The sequence below is a fragment of the Citrobacter sp. Cb023 genome (assembly GCF_030336805.1).
Taxonomy (GTDB): Bacteria; Pseudomonadota; Gammaproteobacteria; order Enterobacterales; family Enterobacteriaceae; genus Citrobacter; species Citrobacter braakii.
The window spans coordinates 53900-72440 of record NZ_JAOWCV010000039.1; the positions used below are offsets into that span (position 1 = coordinate 53900).

The 18541-nt window shown below is 53.3% G+C and carries 20 protein-coding genes; 11 read left to right on the forward strand and 9 right to left on the reverse strand.

Going from position 1 to position 18541, the window contains the following annotated elements:
* Nucleotides 1-120: 120 nt before the first annotated feature.
* Nucleotides 121-1371, reverse strand: coding sequence for an NADP-dependent isocitrate dehydrogenase (gene icd, locus OGW44_RS19950; protein WP_003841892.1), 1251 nt, complete (start codon nucleotides 1369-1371; stop codon nucleotides 121-123).
* A 202-nt stretch (nucleotides 1372-1573) separates the two neighbouring features.
* Between icd and rluE the strand changes: the two genes are divergently transcribed.
* Genes rluE through purB form a run of 5 tightly spaced genes read left to right on the forward strand, consistent with a single transcriptional unit; the run spans nucleotide 1574 to nucleotide 5882 of the window.
* Nucleotides 1574-2197, forward strand: coding sequence for a 23S rRNA pseudouridine(2457) synthase RluE (rluE, locus tag OGW44_RS19955; RefSeq protein ID WP_016156800.1), 624 nt, complete (start codon nucleotides 1574-1576; stop codon nucleotides 2195-2197).
* A 13-nt stretch (nucleotides 2198-2210) separates the two neighbouring features.
* Complete coding sequence (locus OGW44_RS19960) at nucleotides 2211-2672, forward strand: NUDIX hydrolase (RefSeq protein WP_016153407.1); 462 nt, start codon at nucleotides 2211-2213, stop codon at nucleotides 2670-2672.
* A 53-nt stretch (nucleotides 2673-2725) separates the two neighbouring features.
* A complete protein-coding gene (gene mnmA, locus OGW44_RS19965; RefSeq protein ID WP_003832402.1) occupies nucleotides 2726-3832 on the forward strand; it encodes a tRNA 2-thiouridine(34) synthase MnmA in 1107 nt (368 codons plus the stop codon).
* Between the two features lie 34 nt (nucleotides 3833-3866).
* Nucleotides 3867-4508 (forward strand): high frequency lysogenization protein HflD, encoded by a 642-nt coding sequence (gene hflD / locus OGW44_RS19970; protein WP_016153409.1) that lies wholly within the window; start codon nucleotides 3867-3869, stop codon nucleotides 4506-4508.
* A gap of 3 nt (nucleotides 4509-4511) precedes the next feature.
* On the forward strand, nucleotides 4512-5882 hold the full coding sequence (gene purB, locus OGW44_RS19975) for an adenylosuccinate lyase (RefSeq protein ID WP_016153410.1): 1371 nt from the start codon (nucleotides 4512-4514) through the stop codon (nucleotides 5880-5882).
* Between the two features lie 74 nt (nucleotides 5883-5956).
* Here purB and ruvB read toward each other — a convergent pair whose 3' ends face one another.
* The 6 genes from ruvB to aspS form a co-directional block, all read right to left on the reverse strand.
* Nucleotides 5957-6967: a Holliday junction branch migration DNA helicase RuvB gene (ruvB, locus tag OGW44_RS19980; RefSeq protein ID WP_016153411.1), complete on the reverse strand. Its 1011-nt coding sequence runs from the start codon at nucleotides 6965-6967 to the stop codon at nucleotides 5957-5959.
* Nucleotides 6968-6975: 8 nt separating this feature from the next.
* Nucleotides 6976-7587 carry a Holliday junction branch migration protein RuvA gene (gene ruvA / locus OGW44_RS19985; RefSeq protein ID WP_185655101.1) on the reverse strand — a complete coding sequence of 204 codons (612 nt, stop codon included), beginning with the start codon at nucleotides 7585-7587 and terminating at the stop codon, nucleotides 6976-6978.
* Nucleotides 7588-7667: 80 nt separating this feature from the next.
* Nucleotides 7668-8189, reverse strand: a complete 522-nt coding sequence (gene ruvC, locus OGW44_RS19990) for a crossover junction endodeoxyribonuclease RuvC (protein ID WP_003034867.1) — start codon at nucleotides 8187-8189, stop codon at nucleotides 7668-7670.
* Between the two features lie 34 nt (nucleotides 8190-8223).
* Complete coding sequence (locus OGW44_RS19995; RefSeq protein ID WP_016153413.1) at nucleotides 8224-8967, reverse strand: YebC/PmpR family DNA-binding transcriptional regulator; 744 nt, start codon at nucleotides 8965-8967, stop codon at nucleotides 8224-8226.
* 28 nt (nucleotides 8968-8995) lie between these two features.
* Nucleotides 8996-9439, reverse strand: coding sequence for a dihydroneopterin triphosphate diphosphatase (gene nudB, locus OGW44_RS20000; RefSeq protein ID WP_016153414.1), 444 nt, complete (start codon nucleotides 9437-9439; stop codon nucleotides 8996-8998).
* A gap of 1 nt (nucleotide 9440) precedes the next feature.
* Entirely contained in the window at nucleotides 9441-11213 is a 1773-nt protein-coding gene (gene aspS, locus OGW44_RS20005) for an aspartate--tRNA ligase (protein ID WP_016153415.1), read from the reverse strand.
* Nucleotides 11214-11477: 264 nt separating this feature from the next.
* Here aspS and OGW44_RS20010 point away from each other — a divergent pair, with 264 nt between their 5' ends.
* Genes OGW44_RS20010 through cmoB form a run of 5 tightly spaced genes read left to right on the forward strand, consistent with a single transcriptional unit; the run spans nucleotide 11478 to nucleotide 15056 of the window.
* Nucleotides 11478-12044 (forward strand): hydrolase, encoded by a 567-nt coding sequence (locus tag OGW44_RS20010; protein WP_016156803.1) that lies wholly within the window; start codon nucleotides 11478-11480, stop codon nucleotides 12042-12044.
* Nucleotides 12041-12859, forward strand: coding sequence for a DUF72 domain-containing protein (locus OGW44_RS20015; RefSeq protein WP_094761097.1), 819 nt, complete (start codon nucleotides 12041-12043; stop codon nucleotides 12857-12859). Before OGW44_RS20010 ends, OGW44_RS20015 begins: the two co-directional genes overlap by 4 nt.
* Before the next feature lie 52 nt (nucleotides 12860-12911).
* The gene (locus tag OGW44_RS20020; RefSeq protein WP_016153418.1) at nucleotides 12912-13307 is read left to right on the forward strand and encodes an MAPEG family protein; all 396 of its coding nucleotides are present in this window, start codon (nucleotides 12912-12914) and stop codon (nucleotides 13305-13307) included.
* Between the two features lie 40 nt (nucleotides 13308-13347).
* Nucleotides 13348-14091 carry a carboxy-S-adenosyl-L-methionine synthase CmoA gene (cmoA, locus tag OGW44_RS20025; protein WP_016153419.1) on the forward strand — a complete coding sequence of 248 codons (744 nt, stop codon included), beginning with the start codon at nucleotides 13348-13350 and terminating at the stop codon, nucleotides 14089-14091.
* Nucleotides 14088-15056 (forward strand): tRNA 5-methoxyuridine(34)/uridine 5-oxyacetic acid(34) synthase CmoB, encoded by a 969-nt coding sequence (gene cmoB, locus OGW44_RS20030; protein ID WP_016153420.1) that lies wholly within the window; start codon nucleotides 14088-14090, stop codon nucleotides 15054-15056. The genes cmoA and cmoB overlap by 4 nt, the downstream gene beginning before the upstream one ends.
* Nucleotides 15057-15223: 167 nt before the next feature.
* On the opposite strand, the gene cutC is transcribed toward cmoB, so the two are convergent.
* Both cutC and OGW44_RS20040 read right to left on the reverse strand, forming a co-directional pair.
* The gene (cutC, locus tag OGW44_RS20035; RefSeq protein ID WP_185655100.1) at nucleotides 15224-15970 is read right to left on the reverse strand and encodes a copper homeostasis protein CutC; all 747 of its coding nucleotides are present in this window, start codon (nucleotides 15968-15970) and stop codon (nucleotides 15224-15226) included.
* Nucleotides 15971-15972: 2 nt separating this feature from the next.
* Nucleotides 15973-16539, reverse strand: a complete 567-nt coding sequence (locus OGW44_RS20040; RefSeq protein WP_016153422.1) for a VOC family protein — start codon at nucleotides 16537-16539, stop codon at nucleotides 15973-15975.
* Between the two features lie 238 nt (nucleotides 16540-16777).
* On the opposite strand from OGW44_RS20040, the gene argS reads away from it, so the two are divergent.
* Entirely contained in the window at nucleotides 16778-18511 is a 1734-nt protein-coding gene (gene argS, locus OGW44_RS20045) for an arginine--tRNA ligase (protein ID WP_047358302.1), read from the forward strand.
* Nucleotides 18512-18541: the final 30 nt, after the last annotated feature.

Sequence of the window (18541 nt, forward strand, 5' to 3'; positions counted from 1 at the left end):
TCCAAACTCCCAAGGGGGTTTTGATAACTTATTTTGATAAAATTTTGATAACCGTTAGCAGCCTAACAAAAAATAACGGGAGCGTTACGCTCCCGTTAATAAATTTAACAAATTACGGCATTACATGTTTTCGATGATCGCGTCACCAAACTCTGAACATTTCAGCAGCTTAGCGCCGTCCATCAGACGTTCAAAGTCATAGGTTACGGTTTTCGCGTTGATCGCGCCTTCCATACCTTTAACAATTAAGTCAGCCGCTTCGGTCCAACCCATGTGGCGCAGCATCATTTCAGCGGACAGAATAATGGAACCTGGGTTCACTTTATCCTGACCTGCATACTTCGGTGCAGTACCGTGGGTTGCTTCGAACAGCGCACATTCGTCACCGATGTTCGCGCCCGGCGCGATACCAATACCACCAACCTGTGCGGCCAGCGCATCGGAGATGTAGTCGCCGTTCAGGTTCATACAGGCAATCACATCATATTCAGCCGGACGCAGCAGGATCTGTTGCAGGAACGCATCGGCGATAACATCCTTAACCACGATCTCTTTGCCGGTTTTCGGGTTCTTGATTTTCACCCACGGACCGCCGTCGATCAGTTCACCACCGAATTCTTCACGCGCTAACTGGTAGCCCCAGTCTTTGAACGCGCCTTCGGTGAATTTCATGATGTTACCTTTGTGTACCAGGGTAACAGAATCACGATCGTTAGCGATGGCGTATTCGATCGCCGCACGAACCAGACGTTTAGTCCCTTCTTCAGAACACGGTTTGATACCAATACCGCAATGCTCCGGGAAGCGGATTTTCTTCACGCCCATCTCTTCGCGTAGGAATTTAATCACTTTCTCGGCATCTGCAGAGTCCGCTTTCCATTCGATACCTGCGTAGATATCTTCGGAGTTTTCACGGAAGATGACCATGTCGGTCAGTTCAGGGTGCTTAACCGGGCTAGGCGTGCCCTGGTAATAACGCACCGGGCGCAGGCAGACATACAGGTCAAGTTCCTGACGCAGGGCAACGTTCAGAGAGCGAATACCGCCGCCAACTGGGGTGGTCAGTGGGCCTTTGATGGCAACACGATATTCACGAATCAGATCAAGGGTTTCAGCAGGCAGCCAGACGTCCTGGCCATAAACCTGAGTGGATTTCTCGCCGGTGTAGATTTCCATCCAGGAGATTTTACGCTCGCCTTTATAGGCTTTCTCGACAGCAGCATCGACAACTTTGATCATCGGTGGGGTTACATCAACGCCGATACCGTCGCCTTCAATGAACGGGATAATCGGATTTTCAGGAACGTTGAGTTTGCCGTTTTGCAGGGTGATCTTCTTACCTTCCGCCGGAACAACTACTTTGCTTTCCATTCACCTCTCCTTCGAGCGCTTCTGGTTCTGCTCGTCTGTCATCGCGCTGCATGTGCGTTTGCGTCCTGCTGCACGAATGCGTTAGAGCAATTTTTTGTTAATGTTTTGTAATGAGCATGTCAATACTACCCTAATGTTCGTCGCCATGAAAGACACTCGTTCTTAGGCTATAATGCGGCAATTGATATAATCTGAAAATACCATGCAAAAAACTTCTTTTAGAAATCACCGGGTTGAGCGATTCAGCTCACGACAAGTCACCAGGCAGCGTAAAGAAAACCAGCCAAAACGCGTGGTTTTGTTCAATAAACCCTACGATGTTTTGCCACAATTTACTGACGAGGCGGGCAGAAGCACGTTAAAAGATTTTATTCCCGTGCCGGGAATCTATGCTGCGGGCCGACTCGACCGGGACAGCGAAGGACTTTTGGTGCTGACCAATGACGGCGCGCTGCAGGCGCGGTTAACGCAACCTGGCAAGCGCACGGGGAAAATCTATTACGTCCAGGTCGAAGGCGAGCCGACAGCAGAAGCGCTGGATGCGCTGCGTACCGGGGTGACGCTCAATGATGGTCCCACGCTGCCCGCAGGTATTGAAATAGTAGAGGAACCCACCTGGCTGTGGCCGAGAAACCCGCCTATTCGGGAACGGAAAAATATCCCCACCAGTTGGCTGAAAGTTACTTTATATGAAGGCCGTAACCGCCAGGTACGTCGTATGACAGCGCATGTTGGATTCCCGACGCTGCGCCTCATCCGCTATGCCATGGGAGATTACACGCTGGAAAATCTCGCCAACGGTCAATGGCGGGATGCAACTAACTGAATAAGGAACAGGTATGTTCAAACCGCACGTCACGGTCGCCTGCATTGTGCATGCAGAAGATAAGTTCTTAGTCGTTGAGGAAACAATCAATGGCAAAGCCCTGTGGAATCAACCTGCAGGACATCTGGAAGCGGATGAAACCCTGGTGCAAGCCGCCGCTCGCGAACTGTGGGAAGAGACGGGCATCAAAGCGCAGCCGCAACACTTCATCCGGATGCATCAATGGATTGCGCCGGACAAAACGCCCTTTTTACGTTTTCTGTTTTCTATCGAGCTTGCCAATATGTGCGCTACTGAACCTCATGACAGCGATATAGATTGCTGTCGCTGGGTCAGCGCAGAAGAGGTTCTCTCAGCGCCAAATCTGCGTTCACCGTTGGTTGCGGAGAGTATTCGTTGCTATCAGAGCGGACAGCGCTACCCGCTGGCGATGATCGGCGAATTTAACTGGCCGTTTACAGAGGGTGTCAAGTAAGGGGCTGCGTGCTAGAATATGCCGCCTTGAAGTTCAATGTCGTGAGTATTCCTATGTCTGAAAGCCCAAAAAAAGTGATCGTCGGCATGTCCGGCGGTGTCGATTCCTCCGTTTCTGCCTGGCTGTTGCAACAACAGGGTTATCAGGTAGAAGGCCTGTTCATGAAGAACTGGGAAGAGGACGATGGCGAGGAATATTGCACAGCGGCCGCCGATCTTGCAGATGCGCAGGCTGTCTGTGACAAACTCGGCATTGAACTGCATACCGTCAACTTTGCTGCAGAATACTGGGACAACGTCTTTGAACTGTTCCTTGAAGAGTACAAAGCGGGCCGTACGCCAAACCCCGATATTCTGTGCAATAAAGAAATCAAGTTTAAAGCCTTCCTCGAGTTTGCCGCCGAAGATTTAGGTGCCGATTATATCGCCACCGGTCACTACGTGCGCCGCGCCGACGTCGACGGCAAAAGCCGCCTGCTGCGTGGACTCGATGGCAATAAAGACCAGAGCTATTTCCTCTACACGCTCGGTCATGAACAAATCGCGCAAAGCCTGTTCCCGGTAGGCGAACTGGAAAAACCGCAGGTGCGTAAAATTGCCGAAGATCTCGGTCTGATTACGGCCAAGAAAAAAGACTCAACCGGTATCTGCTTCATCGGCGAACGTAAGTTCCGCGAGTTTCTCGGTCGTTACCTGCCGGCTCAGCCTGGCAAAATCATCACCGTTGATGGCGAAGAGATTGGCCAGCATCAGGGCCTGATGTACCACACGCTGGGTCAGCGTAAAGGTCTGGGCATTGGCGGGACGAAAGAAGGCACGGAAGATCCGTGGTACGTGGTGGATAAAGATGTCGAGAACAACATTCTGGTTGTTGCTCAGGGTCATGAACACCCGCGTCTGATGTCCGTTGGCCTGGTGGCGCAACAGCTGCACTGGGTCGATCGCGAACCGTTCACCGGCACAATGCGCTGCACGGTGAAAACCCGCTATCGTCAGACCGACATTCCGTGCACCGTTAAGGCGCTGGATGCTGAACGTATTGAAGTCATTTTCGACGAGCCAGTCGCGGCGGTAACGCCGGGTCAGTCGGCTGTCTTTTACAATGGCGAAGTGTGCCTCGGCGGCGGCATTATCGAACAACGATTGCCTCTGCCGGTATAATTACTTACACATCTAATACAAGGAAGCAGTGAACGTGGCAAAGAATTATTATGACATCACCCTCGCTCTGGCAGGCATTTGTCAGTCGGCACGCCTGGTGCAGGAACTGGCGCACCAGGGGCATTGTGATGCCGATGCATTGCACGTTTCACTGAACAGTGTCATCGACATGAATCCCAGCTCTACGCTGGGCGTGTTTGGCGGCAGCGAGGCCAACCTGCGTTTAGGTCTGGAAACGATGCTCGGCGTGCTCAACGCCAGCAGTCGTCAGGGGCTGAACGCGGAACTCACCCGCTATACGTTAAGCCTGATGGTGCTGGAGCGTAAGCTGTCAGCCGCTAAAGGCGCTATGGACACGCTGGGAGACCGTATCAACGGCTTGCAGCGCCAACTGGACCATTTTGATTTGCAGTCAGAAACGTTGATGAGTGCGATGGCAGGCATTTATGTTGACGTCATCAGCCCACTCGGCCCACGTATTCAGGTTACGGGCTCCCCAGCCATCCTTCAGAGCCCCCAGGTTCAGGCTAAAGTACGCGCTTCCCTGCTGGCTGGCATTCGCGCTGCCGTGCTCTGGCATCAGGTTGGTGGAGGCCGTCTGCAACTCATGTTTTCTCGTAATCGCCTGACGACTCAGGCTAAACAAATTCTTGCTCATTTAACCCCGGAGTTGTGATCTATGGAATTATCCTCACTGACCGCCGTTTCCCCTGTCGATGGACGCTACGGCGATAAAGTCAGCGCGCTGCGCGGGATTTTCAGCGAATACGGTTTGCTGAAATTCCGTGTACAAGTTGAAGTACGCTGGCTGCAAAAACTGGCCGCGCACGCAGCGATCAAGGAAGTTCCTGCTTTTGCTGCCGACGCAATCGGTTTCCTTGATGCGATTGTCGCTAACTTCAATGAAGAAGATGCTGCGCGTATCAAAACCATTGAGCGTACGACCAACCATGACGTGAAGGCAGTTGAGTATTTCCTGAAAGAGAAAGTGGCGGATATCCCGGAACTGCACGCTGTTTCCGAGTTCATCCACTTCGCGTGTACCTCAGAAGACATCAACAACCTGTCTCACGCGCTGATGCTGAAAACCGCCCGTGACGAAGTAGTTCTGCCGTACTGGCGCAAGCTTATCGACGCGGTGAAAGATTTGTCCGTGCAGTATCGCGATATTCCTCTGCTCTCCCGTACCCACGGTCAGCCAGCCACCCCGTCTACGCTGGGCAAAGAAATGGCTAACGTGGCTTACCGTATGGAGCGTCAGTACCGCCAGCTCAATCAGGTCGAAATTCTCGGCAAAATCAACGGTGCAGTCGGTAACTATAACGCCCACATCGCCGCTTATCCGGAAGTGGACTGGCATCAGTTCAGCGAAGAATTTGTCACCTCGCTGGGCATCCAGTGGAATCCGTACACCACGCAGATTGAGCCGCACGACTACATTGCCGAGCTGTTTGATTGCATCGCCCGTTTCAACACTATCCTGATCGACTTCGACCGCGATGTCTGGGGTTACGTGGCGCTGAACCATTTCAAACAGAAAACCATCGCGGGTGAAATTGGTTCCTCCACCATGCCGCACAAGGTGAACCCAATCGATTTCGAAAACTCCGAGGGTAACCTGGGCCTGTCTAACGCGGTTCTGCAGCATCTGGCGAGCAAACTGCCGGTCTCCCGCTGGCAGCGCGATCTGACGGACTCTACCGTTCTGCGTAACCTGGGCGTGGGGATTGGCTATGCGCTGATCGCTTATCAGTCCACGCTGAAAGGTGTGAGCAAACTGGAAGTGAACCGCGATCATCTGCTGGATGAACTGGATCATAACTGGGAAGTGCTGGCAGAGCCGATCCAGACCGTGATGCGTCGCTATGGCATTGAAAAACCATACGAGAAGCTGAAGGAACTGACCCGCGGCAAACGCGTTGACGCCGAAGGTATGAAGCAGTTTATCGACGGTCTGGCGCTGCCTGAAGACGAGAAAACACGCCTGAAAGCAATGACGCCGGCCAATTACATTGGTCGCGCCGTCACCATGGTTGATGAACTGAAGTAATCTGTTTTACGCCTGTCAGGCCTGCATCATATCGTAGGCCTGCCAGGCGTAGCGCCATCAGGGATTATTGAGTCTTATGGCATTTCCGGCGGTGTAATACCAAAGTGGTTCCACGCCCGCACCGTTGCCATACGTCCACGCGGAGTTCGCTGCAGAAAACCTTGCTGAATCAGATACGGCTCCAGCACGTCCTCAATGGTTTCACGCTCTTCCCCAATCGCCGCCGCCAGGTTATCCAGTCCTACCGGTCCACCGAAGAACTTATCGATAACCGCCAGCAGCAGCTTACGGTCCATATAATCGAATCCTTCCGCATCCACATTGAGCATATCCAGTGCCTGAGCGGCGATATCTGCTGAAATTGTGCCGTCATGCTTCACTTCGGAGAAGTCGCGTACCCGGCGTAATAAACGGTTGGCGATACGCGGCGTACCACGGGCGCGGCGTGCCACTTCCAATGCGCCTTCATCGCTCATTTCCAGCCCCATAAAGCGGGCGCTGCGTCCAACAATGTGCTGCAGGTCTGCCACCTGATAGAATTCCAGGCGCTGTACAATACCGAAGCGGTCACGCAGCGGAGACGTTAACGAACCGGCGCGCGTCGTCGCCCCGATCAGGGTAAACGGCGGCAGATCGATCTTAATCGAACGTGCGGCTGGTCCTTCGCCAATCATGATATCCAGCTGATAATCTTCCATCGCCGGATACAGCACCTCTTCCACCACCGGTGACAGGCGATGGATTTCATCGATAAACAGCACATCGTGCGGTTCAAGGTTGGTGAGCATTGCCGCCAGATCGCCCGCTTTTTCCAGTACCGGACCGGAAGTGGTGCGCAGATTAACGCCCATTTCATTGGCAACAATATTGGCAAGCGTGGTTTTACCGAGACCTGGAGGACCGAAAATCAGCAGGTGATCGAGGGCTTCACCGCGCAGCTTCGCCGCCTGGATAAAAATCTCCATTTGCGAACGCACCTGAGGCTGGCCAATATACTCTTCCAGCAATTTGGGGCGGATCGCGCGATCCACCAGATCTTCAGGGGTCGTGCTGACAGCCGAAATCAGGCGATCTGCTTCAATCATCCTTTACCTCACAATGCCGCGCGAAGCGCTTCACGAATCAGGGTTTCACTGCTGGCATCAGGGCGAGCAATTTTGCTCACCATGCGGCTGGCTTCCTGTGGTTTATAGCCTAACGCCACCAGCGCAGCAACCGCTTCCTGCTCGGTGTCATCCGTTGCAGGACTGGCCGGAGAGGTCAGGACCAGATCCGCCGCCGGCGTGAAGAGATCGCCATGCAGGCCTTTAAAGCGGTCTTTCATTTCCACAATCAAACGCTCTGCGGTTTTCTTACCTATGCCCGGTAATTTCACCAGCGCGCCAAGCTCTTCGCGCTCAACGGCATTAACGAACTGCTGTGCAGACATACCGGAGAGGATCGCCAGCGCCAGCTTCGGCCCGACGCCATTGGTTTTGATTAACTCTTTAAACAGCGTGCGTTCTTGTTTGTTGTTAAAACCATATAGCAGTTGAGCGTCTTCACGCACCACAAAATGGGTGAAGATAATCGCTTCCTGCCCGGCTTCCGGCAACTCGTAGAAACAGGTCATCGGCATATGGACTTCATAGCCTACTCCGCCGGTTTCCAGAAGGACCAGCGGGGGTTGTTTTTCAAGAATGATGCCTCTGAGTCTGCCTATCACGTGACGCTCCTGCGTTAAGGGCTAAAAGGTAATGCGCTATCATAAAAAAAGGCTGGATAGATATCCAGCCTCATTTGTCACTAACGTAACCGACCTCGCGCCAGATTCAGCCGCGACTCGCTCATTTGCATGGCGTTCTGGCTGACGTGGCAATGGGTAATAGCAATCGCCAGCGCATCCGCGGCATCCGCCTGCGGATTTGCCGGGAGTTTTAGCAGCGTGCGTACCATATGCTGAACCTGGCTTTTTTCCGCGCTGCCGATACCCACCACGGTCTGTTTTACCTGGCGGGCCGCGTATTCAAAGACCGGAAGATCCTGATTGGTAGCCGCAACGATTGCCACGCCGCGCGCCTGCCCCAGCTTTAGCGCCGAGTCGGCATTCTTCGCCATAAAGACCTGCTCAATGGCAAAATAGTCGGGCTGGAACTGGGTGATGATTTCCGTCACGCCCGCATAAATCAACTTCAGACGTGATGGAAGATCGTCGACTTTGGTGCGAATGCAGCCGCTACCGAGGTAGGTCAGCTGTCTGCCGACCTGACGGATTACGCCATAACCGGTGATGCGCGACCCCGGGTCAATGCCGAGAATGATAGACATCACGCATCTCCTGTTAGTTTATGGCTTAACCACATCATTCGAGCGTTGCAGCAACCTCATCGGAGATTTCGCCGTTGTGGTAAACTTCCTGCACGTCGTCGCAGTCTTCCAGCATATCGATCAGACGCATCAGCTTCGGTGCCGTTTCTGCATCCATATCCGCTTTGGTGGAGGGGATCATAGACACTTCAGCCGCGTCCGCTTTCAGACCAGCCGCTTCCAGCGCATCACGCACTTTGCCCATCTCTTCCCACGCGGTGTAAACGTCAATCGCGCCGTCGTCGAAGGTCACAACGTCTTCAGCGCCCGCTTCCAGTGCCGCTTCCATAATGGCGTCTTCGTCGCCTTGTTCAAAAGAGATCACGCCTTTTTTGCTGAACAGGTAAGCTACGGAACCGTCGGTACCGAGGTTGCCGCCCGTTTTAGTGAATGCGTGACGCACCTCCGCAACGGTACGGTTACGGTTGTCAGACAGACACTCAATCATAACGGCTGTTCCACCAGGGCCGTAACCTTCATAGATGATGGTTTCCATGTTCGCATCATCGTCGCCACCAACACCACGCGCGATTGCACGGTTCAGAGTGTCACGGGTCATGTTGTTTGCCAGCGCTTTATCAACCGCGGCGCGCAGACGTGGGTTAGCATCCGGATCGCCGCCGCCCAGTTTGGCTGCCGTCACCAGCTCACGAATGATTTTGGTGAAAATTTTACCGCGTTTAGCATCCTGCGCTGCTTTACGATGTCTGGTGTTGGCCCATTTACTATGACCTGCCATAAATAATCTCTCCAAAAAGCGCGCCTTCTCAGGCGACGTTAATTACAAACTCTTCAATCGCCTGCCGGTTACTCCACGACTTGGTTAACTGCGCGGCTTCGTGCGCATTAACCCAACGGTAGGTCAGATGTTCGGTGAACACGATCTCTCGTTCAGAGGGAAGTGCCAGGCAAAACCAGGATTCAGTATTACGCTCAATTCCCGGCGCATAGCGATGACGTAAATGGCTAAAAATCTCAAATTCCACCGTGCGCTGACAGTCAATTAAGGTCAGTTGCTCAGTCGCAACATCAATGGCGACCTCTTCCTTTACTTCGCGCATCGCGGCTTGCGACGCGGTTTCACCCTCTTCAAGGCTGCCGGTGACCGACTGCCAGAAATCAGGATCGTCGCGTCGCTGTAACATCAGCACTCTCCCGGTGTCCTTTGCATAAATCACGACTAACACCGAGACAGGCTGTTTGTATCTCATATCAGTTATTCTCAGCCTTCTTAACAACCTGAATGCTCAGTTCCGCCAGCGCAGCTTCGTTGGCAAAGCTTGGCGCTTCAGTCATCAGACACGCTGCAGCGGTGGTTTTCGGGAAGGCAATAACGTCACGAATGTTGTCAGTACCGGTCAGCAGCATAGTCAAGCGATCCAGACCAAACGCCAGGCCCGCATGCGGCGGTGTACCGTATTTTAGCGCATCCAGCAGGAAGCCGAACTTCTCGCGCTGTTCTTGCTCGTTAATGCCCAGAATGCCGAATACGGTCTGCTGCATATCACCGTTGTGAATACGCACGGAACCACCGCCCACTTCATAGCCGTTGATGACCATATCGTACGCGTTGGCAACCGCGTCTTCCGGCGCAGCTTTCAGCTCAGCGGCAGTCATGTCTTTTGGCGCGGTGAACGGGTGGTGCATCGCGGTCAGCCCGCCTTCACCATCGTCTTCAAACATCGGGAAGTCGATAACCCACAGCGGCGCCCATTTGGCTTCGTCGGTAATGTTCAGGTCTTTGCCCAGTTTCAGACGCAGCGCACCCATCGCGTCGGCCACCACTTTCTTGTTGTCGGCACCGAAGAAAATCATGTCGCCGTCTTGCGCACCAGTACGCTCCAGAATCGCGTCTACGATTTCTGCGTTCAGGAACTTAGCAACCGGGCTGGTGATGCCTTCCAGGCCTTTCGCACGCTCGGTGACTTTGATGTAAGCCAGACCTTTCGCGCCGTAAATCTTAATAAAGTTACCGTAATCGTCGATCTGCTTACGGCTTAAGCTCGCACCGCCCGGTACACGCAGGGCAGCCACGCGGCCTTTCGCATCGTTCGCCGGACCAGAGAACACGGCGAACTCAACGCCTTTCACCAGATCGGCAACGTCAACCAGTTCCATCGGGTTACGCAGGTCTGGTTTATCAGAACCGTAACGACGCTCGGCTTCGGCAAAGGTCATGATCGGGAAATCACCCAGATCCACACCTTTAACTTCCAGCCACAGGTTACGCACCAGCGCTTCCATCACTTCACGCACCTGCGGCGCGGTCATGAAGGAAGTCTCAACGTCGATCTGAGTAAATTCAGGCTGACGGTCAGCACGTAAGTCTTCATCACGGAAGCATTTTACGATCTGATAGTAGCGGTCAAAACCGGACATCATCAGCAGCTGTTTAAACAGCTGAGGAGACTGCGGCAGCGCGTAGAACTTACCTTTATGAACACGAGAAGGAACCAGGTAATCGCGCGCGCCTTCTGGCGTAGCTTTGGTCAGCATCGGAGTTTCGATGTCGAGGAAGCCGTGATCGTCCATAAAACGACGCACCAGGCTGGTAATTTTTGCACGCGTTTTCAGGCGCTGCGCCATTTCAGGGCGACGCAGATCCAGGTAGCGATACTTCAGTCGCGCTTCTTCGGTGTTTACATGGTTAGAGTCCAGCGGCAGCGAGTCTGAACGGTTGATGATGGTCAGATCGGAGGCCAGCACTTCAATTTCGCCAGTCGCCATATCGGCGTTGACGTTTTTCGCGTCACGCGCACGCACGGTGCCCGTAACCTGGATACAGAACTCATTACGCAGTTCGGAGGCCAGCTTTAACGCATCCGCACGGTCCGGATCGAAAAATACCTGCACGATACCTTCGCGGTCGCGCATATCGATAAAGATCAGGCTACCAAGATCACGACGACGGTTGACCCAACCACACAGAGTCACCTGCTGCCCCTCGTGGGACAGACGTAGCTGTCCGCAATATTCTGTACGCATGAGATATCCCTTAACTTTGCCGCAGGCGGATTGTCACCTGTCTCGCAGGTGACGAAGTCGCAGCTTTAGCTGAATGTCACAACTGAATGAAAAAAGGCGGCTATTATACTGGAAATTCTGCCGCACGATAAGTCCGGTACTGACTGTACGCCTGTTTCCTGGACGGGCATTGCGTAATCTCACAAAAAATAACAAAAATTGTCGTCCCTTTCACACTGATTCGCGATTAAGGTGTAACGGAATTCTTTTTTTACTGGAGTGATCATGCTGGAACTGAACGCAAAAACAACCGCTCTTGTTGTTATTGATCTACAGGAAGGTATCCTGCCTTTCGCTGGCGGCCCATACTCGGCAAACGACGTGGTTGCCCGCGCCGCGCAGTTGGCGGAAAAATTCCGTGCCCACGGTTCCCCGGTGGTAATGGTGCGCGTCGGCTGGTCTGACGATTATGCCGAAGCACTGAAACAGCCAGTTGATGCTCACGCTCCGGCCAAAGCGTTACCCGAAAACTGGTGGAATTACCCGAGCGCTCTGGGTAAATGCGCCAGCGACCTCGAAGTGACCAAACGCCAGTGGGGAGCTTTCTACGGCACCGATCTGGAATTACAACTGCGTCGTCGGGGCATCGAGACCATCGTCCTGTGCGGAATCTCCACAAATATTGGCGTGGAGTCAACGGCGCGAAATGCGTGGGAGCTGGGTTTTAATCTGATCGTTGCAGAAAACGCCTGTAGTGCCGCCAGCGCTGAGCAACATCAGGGCAGCATGACGCATATTTTCCCGCGTATCGCACGCGTACGCAGCGTGGATGAGATCCTGCAAGCGCTATGATTTATATCGGTTTACCCCAGTGGGCGCATCCCAAATGGGTGCGTCTGGGGATCACCAGCCTTGAAGAGTATGCCCGCCACTTTAACTGTGTGGAGGGCAATACCACGCTGTACGCGCTGCCAAAAGCCGACATTGTGGCCCGCTGGCATGCGCAGACTACCGATGCGTTTCGATTTTGTTTTAAGTTTCCGGCCACTATTTCGCATCAGGCCGCGCTGCGTAATTGCGATGACCTGGTACAAGAGTTTTTCACGCGCATGTCGCCACTTGAATCACGCATTGGACAATACTGGCTGCAATTACCCGCAACTTTTGGCCCGCACGACCTGCCAGCCTTGTGGCAGTTTCTCGATGCGCTCCCCAAATCCTTTACCTACGGTGTGGAAGTTCGCCATCCGGACTTCTTTGCCAAAGGCGAAACAGAGCAGCTATTCAATCGAGGCCTACATGAGCGCGGGGTAAATCGGGTGATTCTGGACAGTCGACCGGTACATGCCGCCATACCACATACTGAAGCGATACGCGACGCCCAGCGCAAGAAGCCAAAGGTTCCGGTGCATGCGGTGGTGACGGCAAACCATCCGATGGTACGCTTTATCGGCAGCGATAATATGGCACAAAACAGCGCGCTTTTTGCCGTCTGGCTGACCAAGCTGTCGCAATGGCAACAAACCACAACGCCGTATCTGTTTTTACATACCCCGGATATCGCGCAGGCCCCGGAGCTTGTCGATACGTTATGGGCAAATTTACGCAGCGCCCTGCCAGAGATCGGATCAGCGCCGTCTATTCCACAGCAATCTTCTCTTTTCTGAAAATGCCACCTATCATAGTCAATGCCATCAGCCATTTTAAAAGGGAGTTTGTATGGTAAGCGCGCTTTATGCCGTATTGGGTGCGTTATTGTTAATTAAGTTCTCCTTTGACGTCGTTCGCCTGCGCATGCAATACCGCGTTGCATATGGTGACGGAGGTTTTAGCGAACTACAAAGCGCTATCCGCATTCACGGTAATGCGGTGGAATATATTCCCGTCGCATTGGTGCTGCTGTTATTTATGGAAATGAACGGCGCTGAAACGTGGATGGTGCATATTTGCGGGCTGATTTTGATTGCCGGACGACTGATGCATTATTACGGATTCCACCACCGGCTTTTCCGCTGGCGACGTTCAGGCATGAGCGCGACCTGGTGTTCGCTGTTGCTAATGGTGCTGGCGAATCTTTGGTATATGCCCTGGGAGTTGGTTTTCTCCCTGCATTAGCGCACAATACGCCACTTTATTTTTCCCGGATTTTTACGTTATGTCTCACCGCGACACGCTTTTTTCTGCGCCTATCGCCAGTCTGGGTGACTGGACCTTTGATGAACGGGTAGCTGAAGTCTTCCCGGATATGATCCAGCGATCCGTTCCTGGCTATTCCAATATCATTTCTATGATTGGGATGTTGGCCGAACGTTTCGTACAACCCAACACACAGGTCTACGATCTGGGCTGTTCTCTGGGCGCGGCGACGCTCTCGGTGCGTCGCAATATTCATCACGAGAATTGCAAAATTATTGCCGTTGATAACTCCCCAGCCATGGTTGAGCGCTGCCGCCGTCATATTGACGCCTATAAAGCGCCGACACCGGTTGACGTTGTCGAAGGCGATATTCGCAACATTACTATCGAAAACGCCTCGATGGTGGTGCTGAATTTTACCCTGCAATTCCTTGAGCCACCTGAGCGCCAGGCATTGTTGGATAAGATTTATCAGGGGCTTAACCCCGGCGGCGCGCTGGTACTGTCTGAAAAATTCAGTTTCGAAGACGCTAACGTTGGCGAGCTGCTGTTCAACATGCACCACGATTTCAAACGGGCAAATGGCTATAGCGAGCTGGAAATCAGCCAAAAGCGCAGCATGCTGGAGAACGTGATGCTGACCGACTCGGTCGAAACGCACAAAGCGAGACTGCATCAGGCGGGCTTTGAACACAGCGAATTGTGGTTCCAGTGCTTTAACTTTGGTTCTCTGGTGGCACTGAAAGCTGAGGTTAGCGCATGATCGACTTTGGTAACTTTTATCAACTGATTGCCAAAAATCACCTTTCTCATTGGCTGGAAACGCTCCCGGCGCAAATCGCGACCTGGCAGCGCGATCAGCACGGCTTGTTTAAGCAGTGGTCAAATGCGGTCGAGTTTCTGCCCGAGCTGACGCCGCATCGCCTGGACTTACTGCATAGCGTTACCGCCGAAAGCGATGAGCCGCTCAGCGACGGTCAGCTCAAACGTATCGACACCCTGATGCGTAACCTGATGCCATGGCGTAAAGGGCCGTACTCGTTGTACGGCGTCAATATAGATACCGAGTGGCGCTCGGACTGGAAATGGGATCGCGTTCTGCCACACTTGTCTGACCTCACCGGGCGCACCATTCTTGATGTCGGCTGCGGGAGTGGATATCACATGTGGCGCATGATTGGCGCGGGGGCGCATCTGGCGGTTGGCATCGATCCTACCCAGCTGTTTCTGTGCCAGTTTGAGGCAGTACGTAAACTGCTGGGCAATGACCAGCGCGCTCACCTGCTGCCGCTGGGTATTGAGCAGCTTCCGGCGCTCAACGCCTTTGATACCGTATTCTCCATGGGAGTGCTTTATCACCGCCGTTCACCGCTGGAACACCTGTGGCAGTTGAAGGATCAGTTGGTGAAAGATGGCGAACTGGTACTGGAAACGCTGGTCGTCGAAGGTGATGAAAATACCGTACTGGTACCGGGCGATCGCTACGCGCAGATGCGTAACGTTTACTTTATTCCTTCTGCGTTGGCGTTAAAAAACTGGCTGGAAAAATGTGGGTTTGTTGATGTGCGCATTGCTGATGTCTGCGTCACCACCACCGAAGAGCAGCGCCGCACCGAGTGGATGATAACCGAATCACTGGCCGACTTCCTCGACCCGAACGATCACAGCAAAACGGTGGAAGGCTACCCGGCCCCATTACGCGCGGTATTGATTGCACGTAAGCCGTAGTTACTTTTCCCAGATAGCACTCTTTCTGCAAAATAGTTCAAGTTGCAGCAAGGCAGACAACTCCGCTGCGGCTTGAAATATGCAGGATAAAAAAAGGCCCCTGTTGAAATTGCAGGGGCCTGGTACGAGCAAGCATCATATTGGGCGACATGATGCAACGGTAAAAATCAGCTGGCCTGGTGGTGTGCAATGATTGCTTTCATTTCCGCAACCGCCGCCCCGTCTACTGCATAGCGTGAATACTCATCCGCCTGTGCATCCGAAGACATCGACAACCCCGAATTGCGATAACGCATGGGGGAAGCCAGCCATACTCCGGCAGAACTGTGGACTTCCTGCACTCCAGCATCAAGGAACAGGGACAAATTCGAGGCGCGAACCCCCGCTCCGGCCATAATGATTGGAGCATCCACCTGCGCAATAAGTTCCATAATTTTTGTTAAACCTTGCGCCGCATCTGATTTTTGCCCGGAAGTCAGCACTCTGGCGACGCCCAAATCAGCTAATTTTTTTAGCGCATTGAGTGGGTTAGCGCACATGTCAAAGGCCCGATGAAAAGTGACGTGCAGCGGTCCCGCCGCAATCATTATTTTCTCCATGCGCGGCATATCGACATCACCCTCTGCATCTAAAATGCCGGTTACCAACCCTGAGAACCCCAGTTCTCTTACCATCGCAATATCATCCAGCATTGCAGCGAATTCACCGTCGGTGTAACAAAAGTCGCCCCCGCGCGGGCGAATAATGGGATTGGCCGGAATCGAGATATGCTGGCGAACCGAACGCAAGACGCCCAGGGACGGCGTTAAGCCCCCCTCTTTGGGCGCCGAGCAAAGCTCAATGCGATCCGCGCCGTTTTGCTGCGCCGTGCGCGCGCACTCCATGCTGTAACAGCAGATTTCCAGTAATGCCATACTCACTCCTGACGTTCGCTTGCCACAATGGCTTCAATCGACCACGGATGGAATTTTATCGTCACACTGCCATCGCTGACCGCCAGCGTTGGATTCGGTAAACGCTCACGCTCGCCTTTTGGCGAACTGGTTTTTACAAATATGCCCGGCTGGCTCAGCCCGTGATCTGAAAGCAGCGCCAGCGCTCGTGCATTCAGCGTCTCCACCTCACCCGGCAGAACAATTTCAACATGCTCCCAACCTTCATGCGGATAACGCTTTTCGCCCGGCCACGGCAGTTCTACGATAGTAAATTGCCAGTGTTGCACACAAACTGGCTCATCGAGTTTGAACAAGCAAATCGGTCGGCCATTGATGATATTTTCTGACAGCAATTCGCCGCACTGTTCAAACCCACGACGCCAGCGCTCTGCGGTGGTATTTTGATGACAACGCAGAGAAATGTGATCGGCTTCAAGCGATGAGATATCCAGCCCAAGGCGAGTGGAAAGATCCGTTAACGCCTGAATGAAATGCGGTAAATCTGCGGAAATATCATGCAGTTCTGCAACTGTTTGCCAGTTCGCCATAATGAAAGCTCATATCCATATTCAAAGCCGCTAATTTACCCTGTTGCGCAGCCCCAACCAACTGCTGATTTTCTTAAGCGCAATATGAATAATTATACGTAATGACAATGTTTATATTTCAGGCTGCTGGCGATACTCGCAATGCTGACGGCAACGGGCATTTGCAGTATACTCCCGCCCTTAATTCTTAAACTGGTGCGGTGCATTTTAAGCCGCTTCATAAATGTAAGGTATTCCGGTGAATATTCAGGCTCTTCTCTCAGAAAAAGTCAGTCAGGCCATGATTGCTGCAGGCGCGCCTGCAGATTGCGAACCGCAGGTTCGTCAGTCAGCAAAAGTACAGTTCGGCGACTATCAGGCTAACGGCATGATGGCTGTCGCTAAAAAACTGGGTATGGCGCCGCGACAACTGGCTGAGCAGGTGCTGACTCATTTGGATCTCAACGGGATCGCCAGCAAAGTTGAAATTGCAGGCCCGGGCTTTATCAATATTTTTCTCGATCCGGCATTTCTGGCGCAGCACGTTCAGCAGGCGCTGGCTTCCAATCGTCTGGGCGTCACCCAACCGGCTAAACAAACCGTTGTGGTTGATTACTCCGCACCTAACGTAGCGAAAGAGATGCACGTTGGTCACCTGCGTTCCACCATCATCGGTGACGCTGCGGTGCGTACGCTGGAGTTCCTCGGTCACAATGTTATCCGCGCCAACCACGTCGGCGACTGGGGTACTCAGTTCGGTATGCTCATCGCATGGCTGGAAAAACAGCAGCAGGAAAATGCTGGCGAGATGGCGCTGGCTGACCTTGAAGGTTTCTACCGTGATGCGAAAAAACATTACGACGAAGATGAGGCCTTCGCGGAACGTGCCCGGAGTTATGTCGTGAAGCTGCAAGGCGGCGACGAGTACTTCCGTGAGATGTGGCGCAAACTGGTCGACATCACCATGTCGCAAAACCAGTTAACCTACGATCGCCTGAACGTCACCCTGACCCGTGACGACGTCATGGGTGAAAGCCTGTACAACCCGATGCTGCCTGGCATCGTGGCCGATCTCAAAGCTAAAGGCCTGGCTGTTGAAAGCGAAGGCGCTACCGTCGTATTCCTTGATGAGTATAAGAACAAGGAAGGTGAACCGATGGGCGTAATCATTCAGAAGAAAGATGGCGGCTATCTCTACACCACGACCGACATCGCCTGCGCCAAGTACCGTTATGAAACGCTGCATGCCGACCGCGTACTTTATTACATCGACTCCCGTCAGCATCAGCACTTAATGCAAGCCTGGACCATCGTGCGTAAAGCCGGTTATGTGCCGGATTCTGTGCCGCTGGAACACCACATGTTCGGTATGATGCTGGGTAAAGACGGCAAGCCGTTCAAAACCCGTGCGGGTGGCACGGTTAAACTGGCCGATCTGCTGGATGAAGCGCTGGAACGCGCACGCCGTCTGGTAGCGGAGAAGAACCCGGACATGCCTGCCGACGAGCTGGAAAAACTGGCAAATGCGGTCGGTATCGGCGCGGTGAAATATGCCGATCTGTCCAAAAACCGTACCACAGACTACATCTTCGACTGGGACAATATGCTGGCGTTCGAAGGGAACACTGCGCCGTATATGCAGTACGCCTACACCCGCGTACTGTCCGTGTTCCGTAAAGCCGATATCGACGAAAGCGCGCTGGCAAATGCGCAGGTGATTATCAGTGAAGATCGCGAGGCTCAGCTGGCTGCGCGTCTGCTGCAGTTTGAAGAAACGCTGACCGTTGTTGCACGTGAAGGTACGCCGCACGTGATGTGTGCTTACCTGTACGACGTTGCCGGTCTGTTCTCCGGCTTCTACGAGCACTGCCCTATCCTCAGCGCTGAAAACGAAGAGATTCGTAACAGCCGCCTGAAACTGGCACAGTTGACGGCGAAAACCCTGAAGCTGGGTCTGGATACGCTGGGTATCGAAACCGTAGAACGTATGTAAATCAGCTCACCTATCAGGCCTGACTCCGAA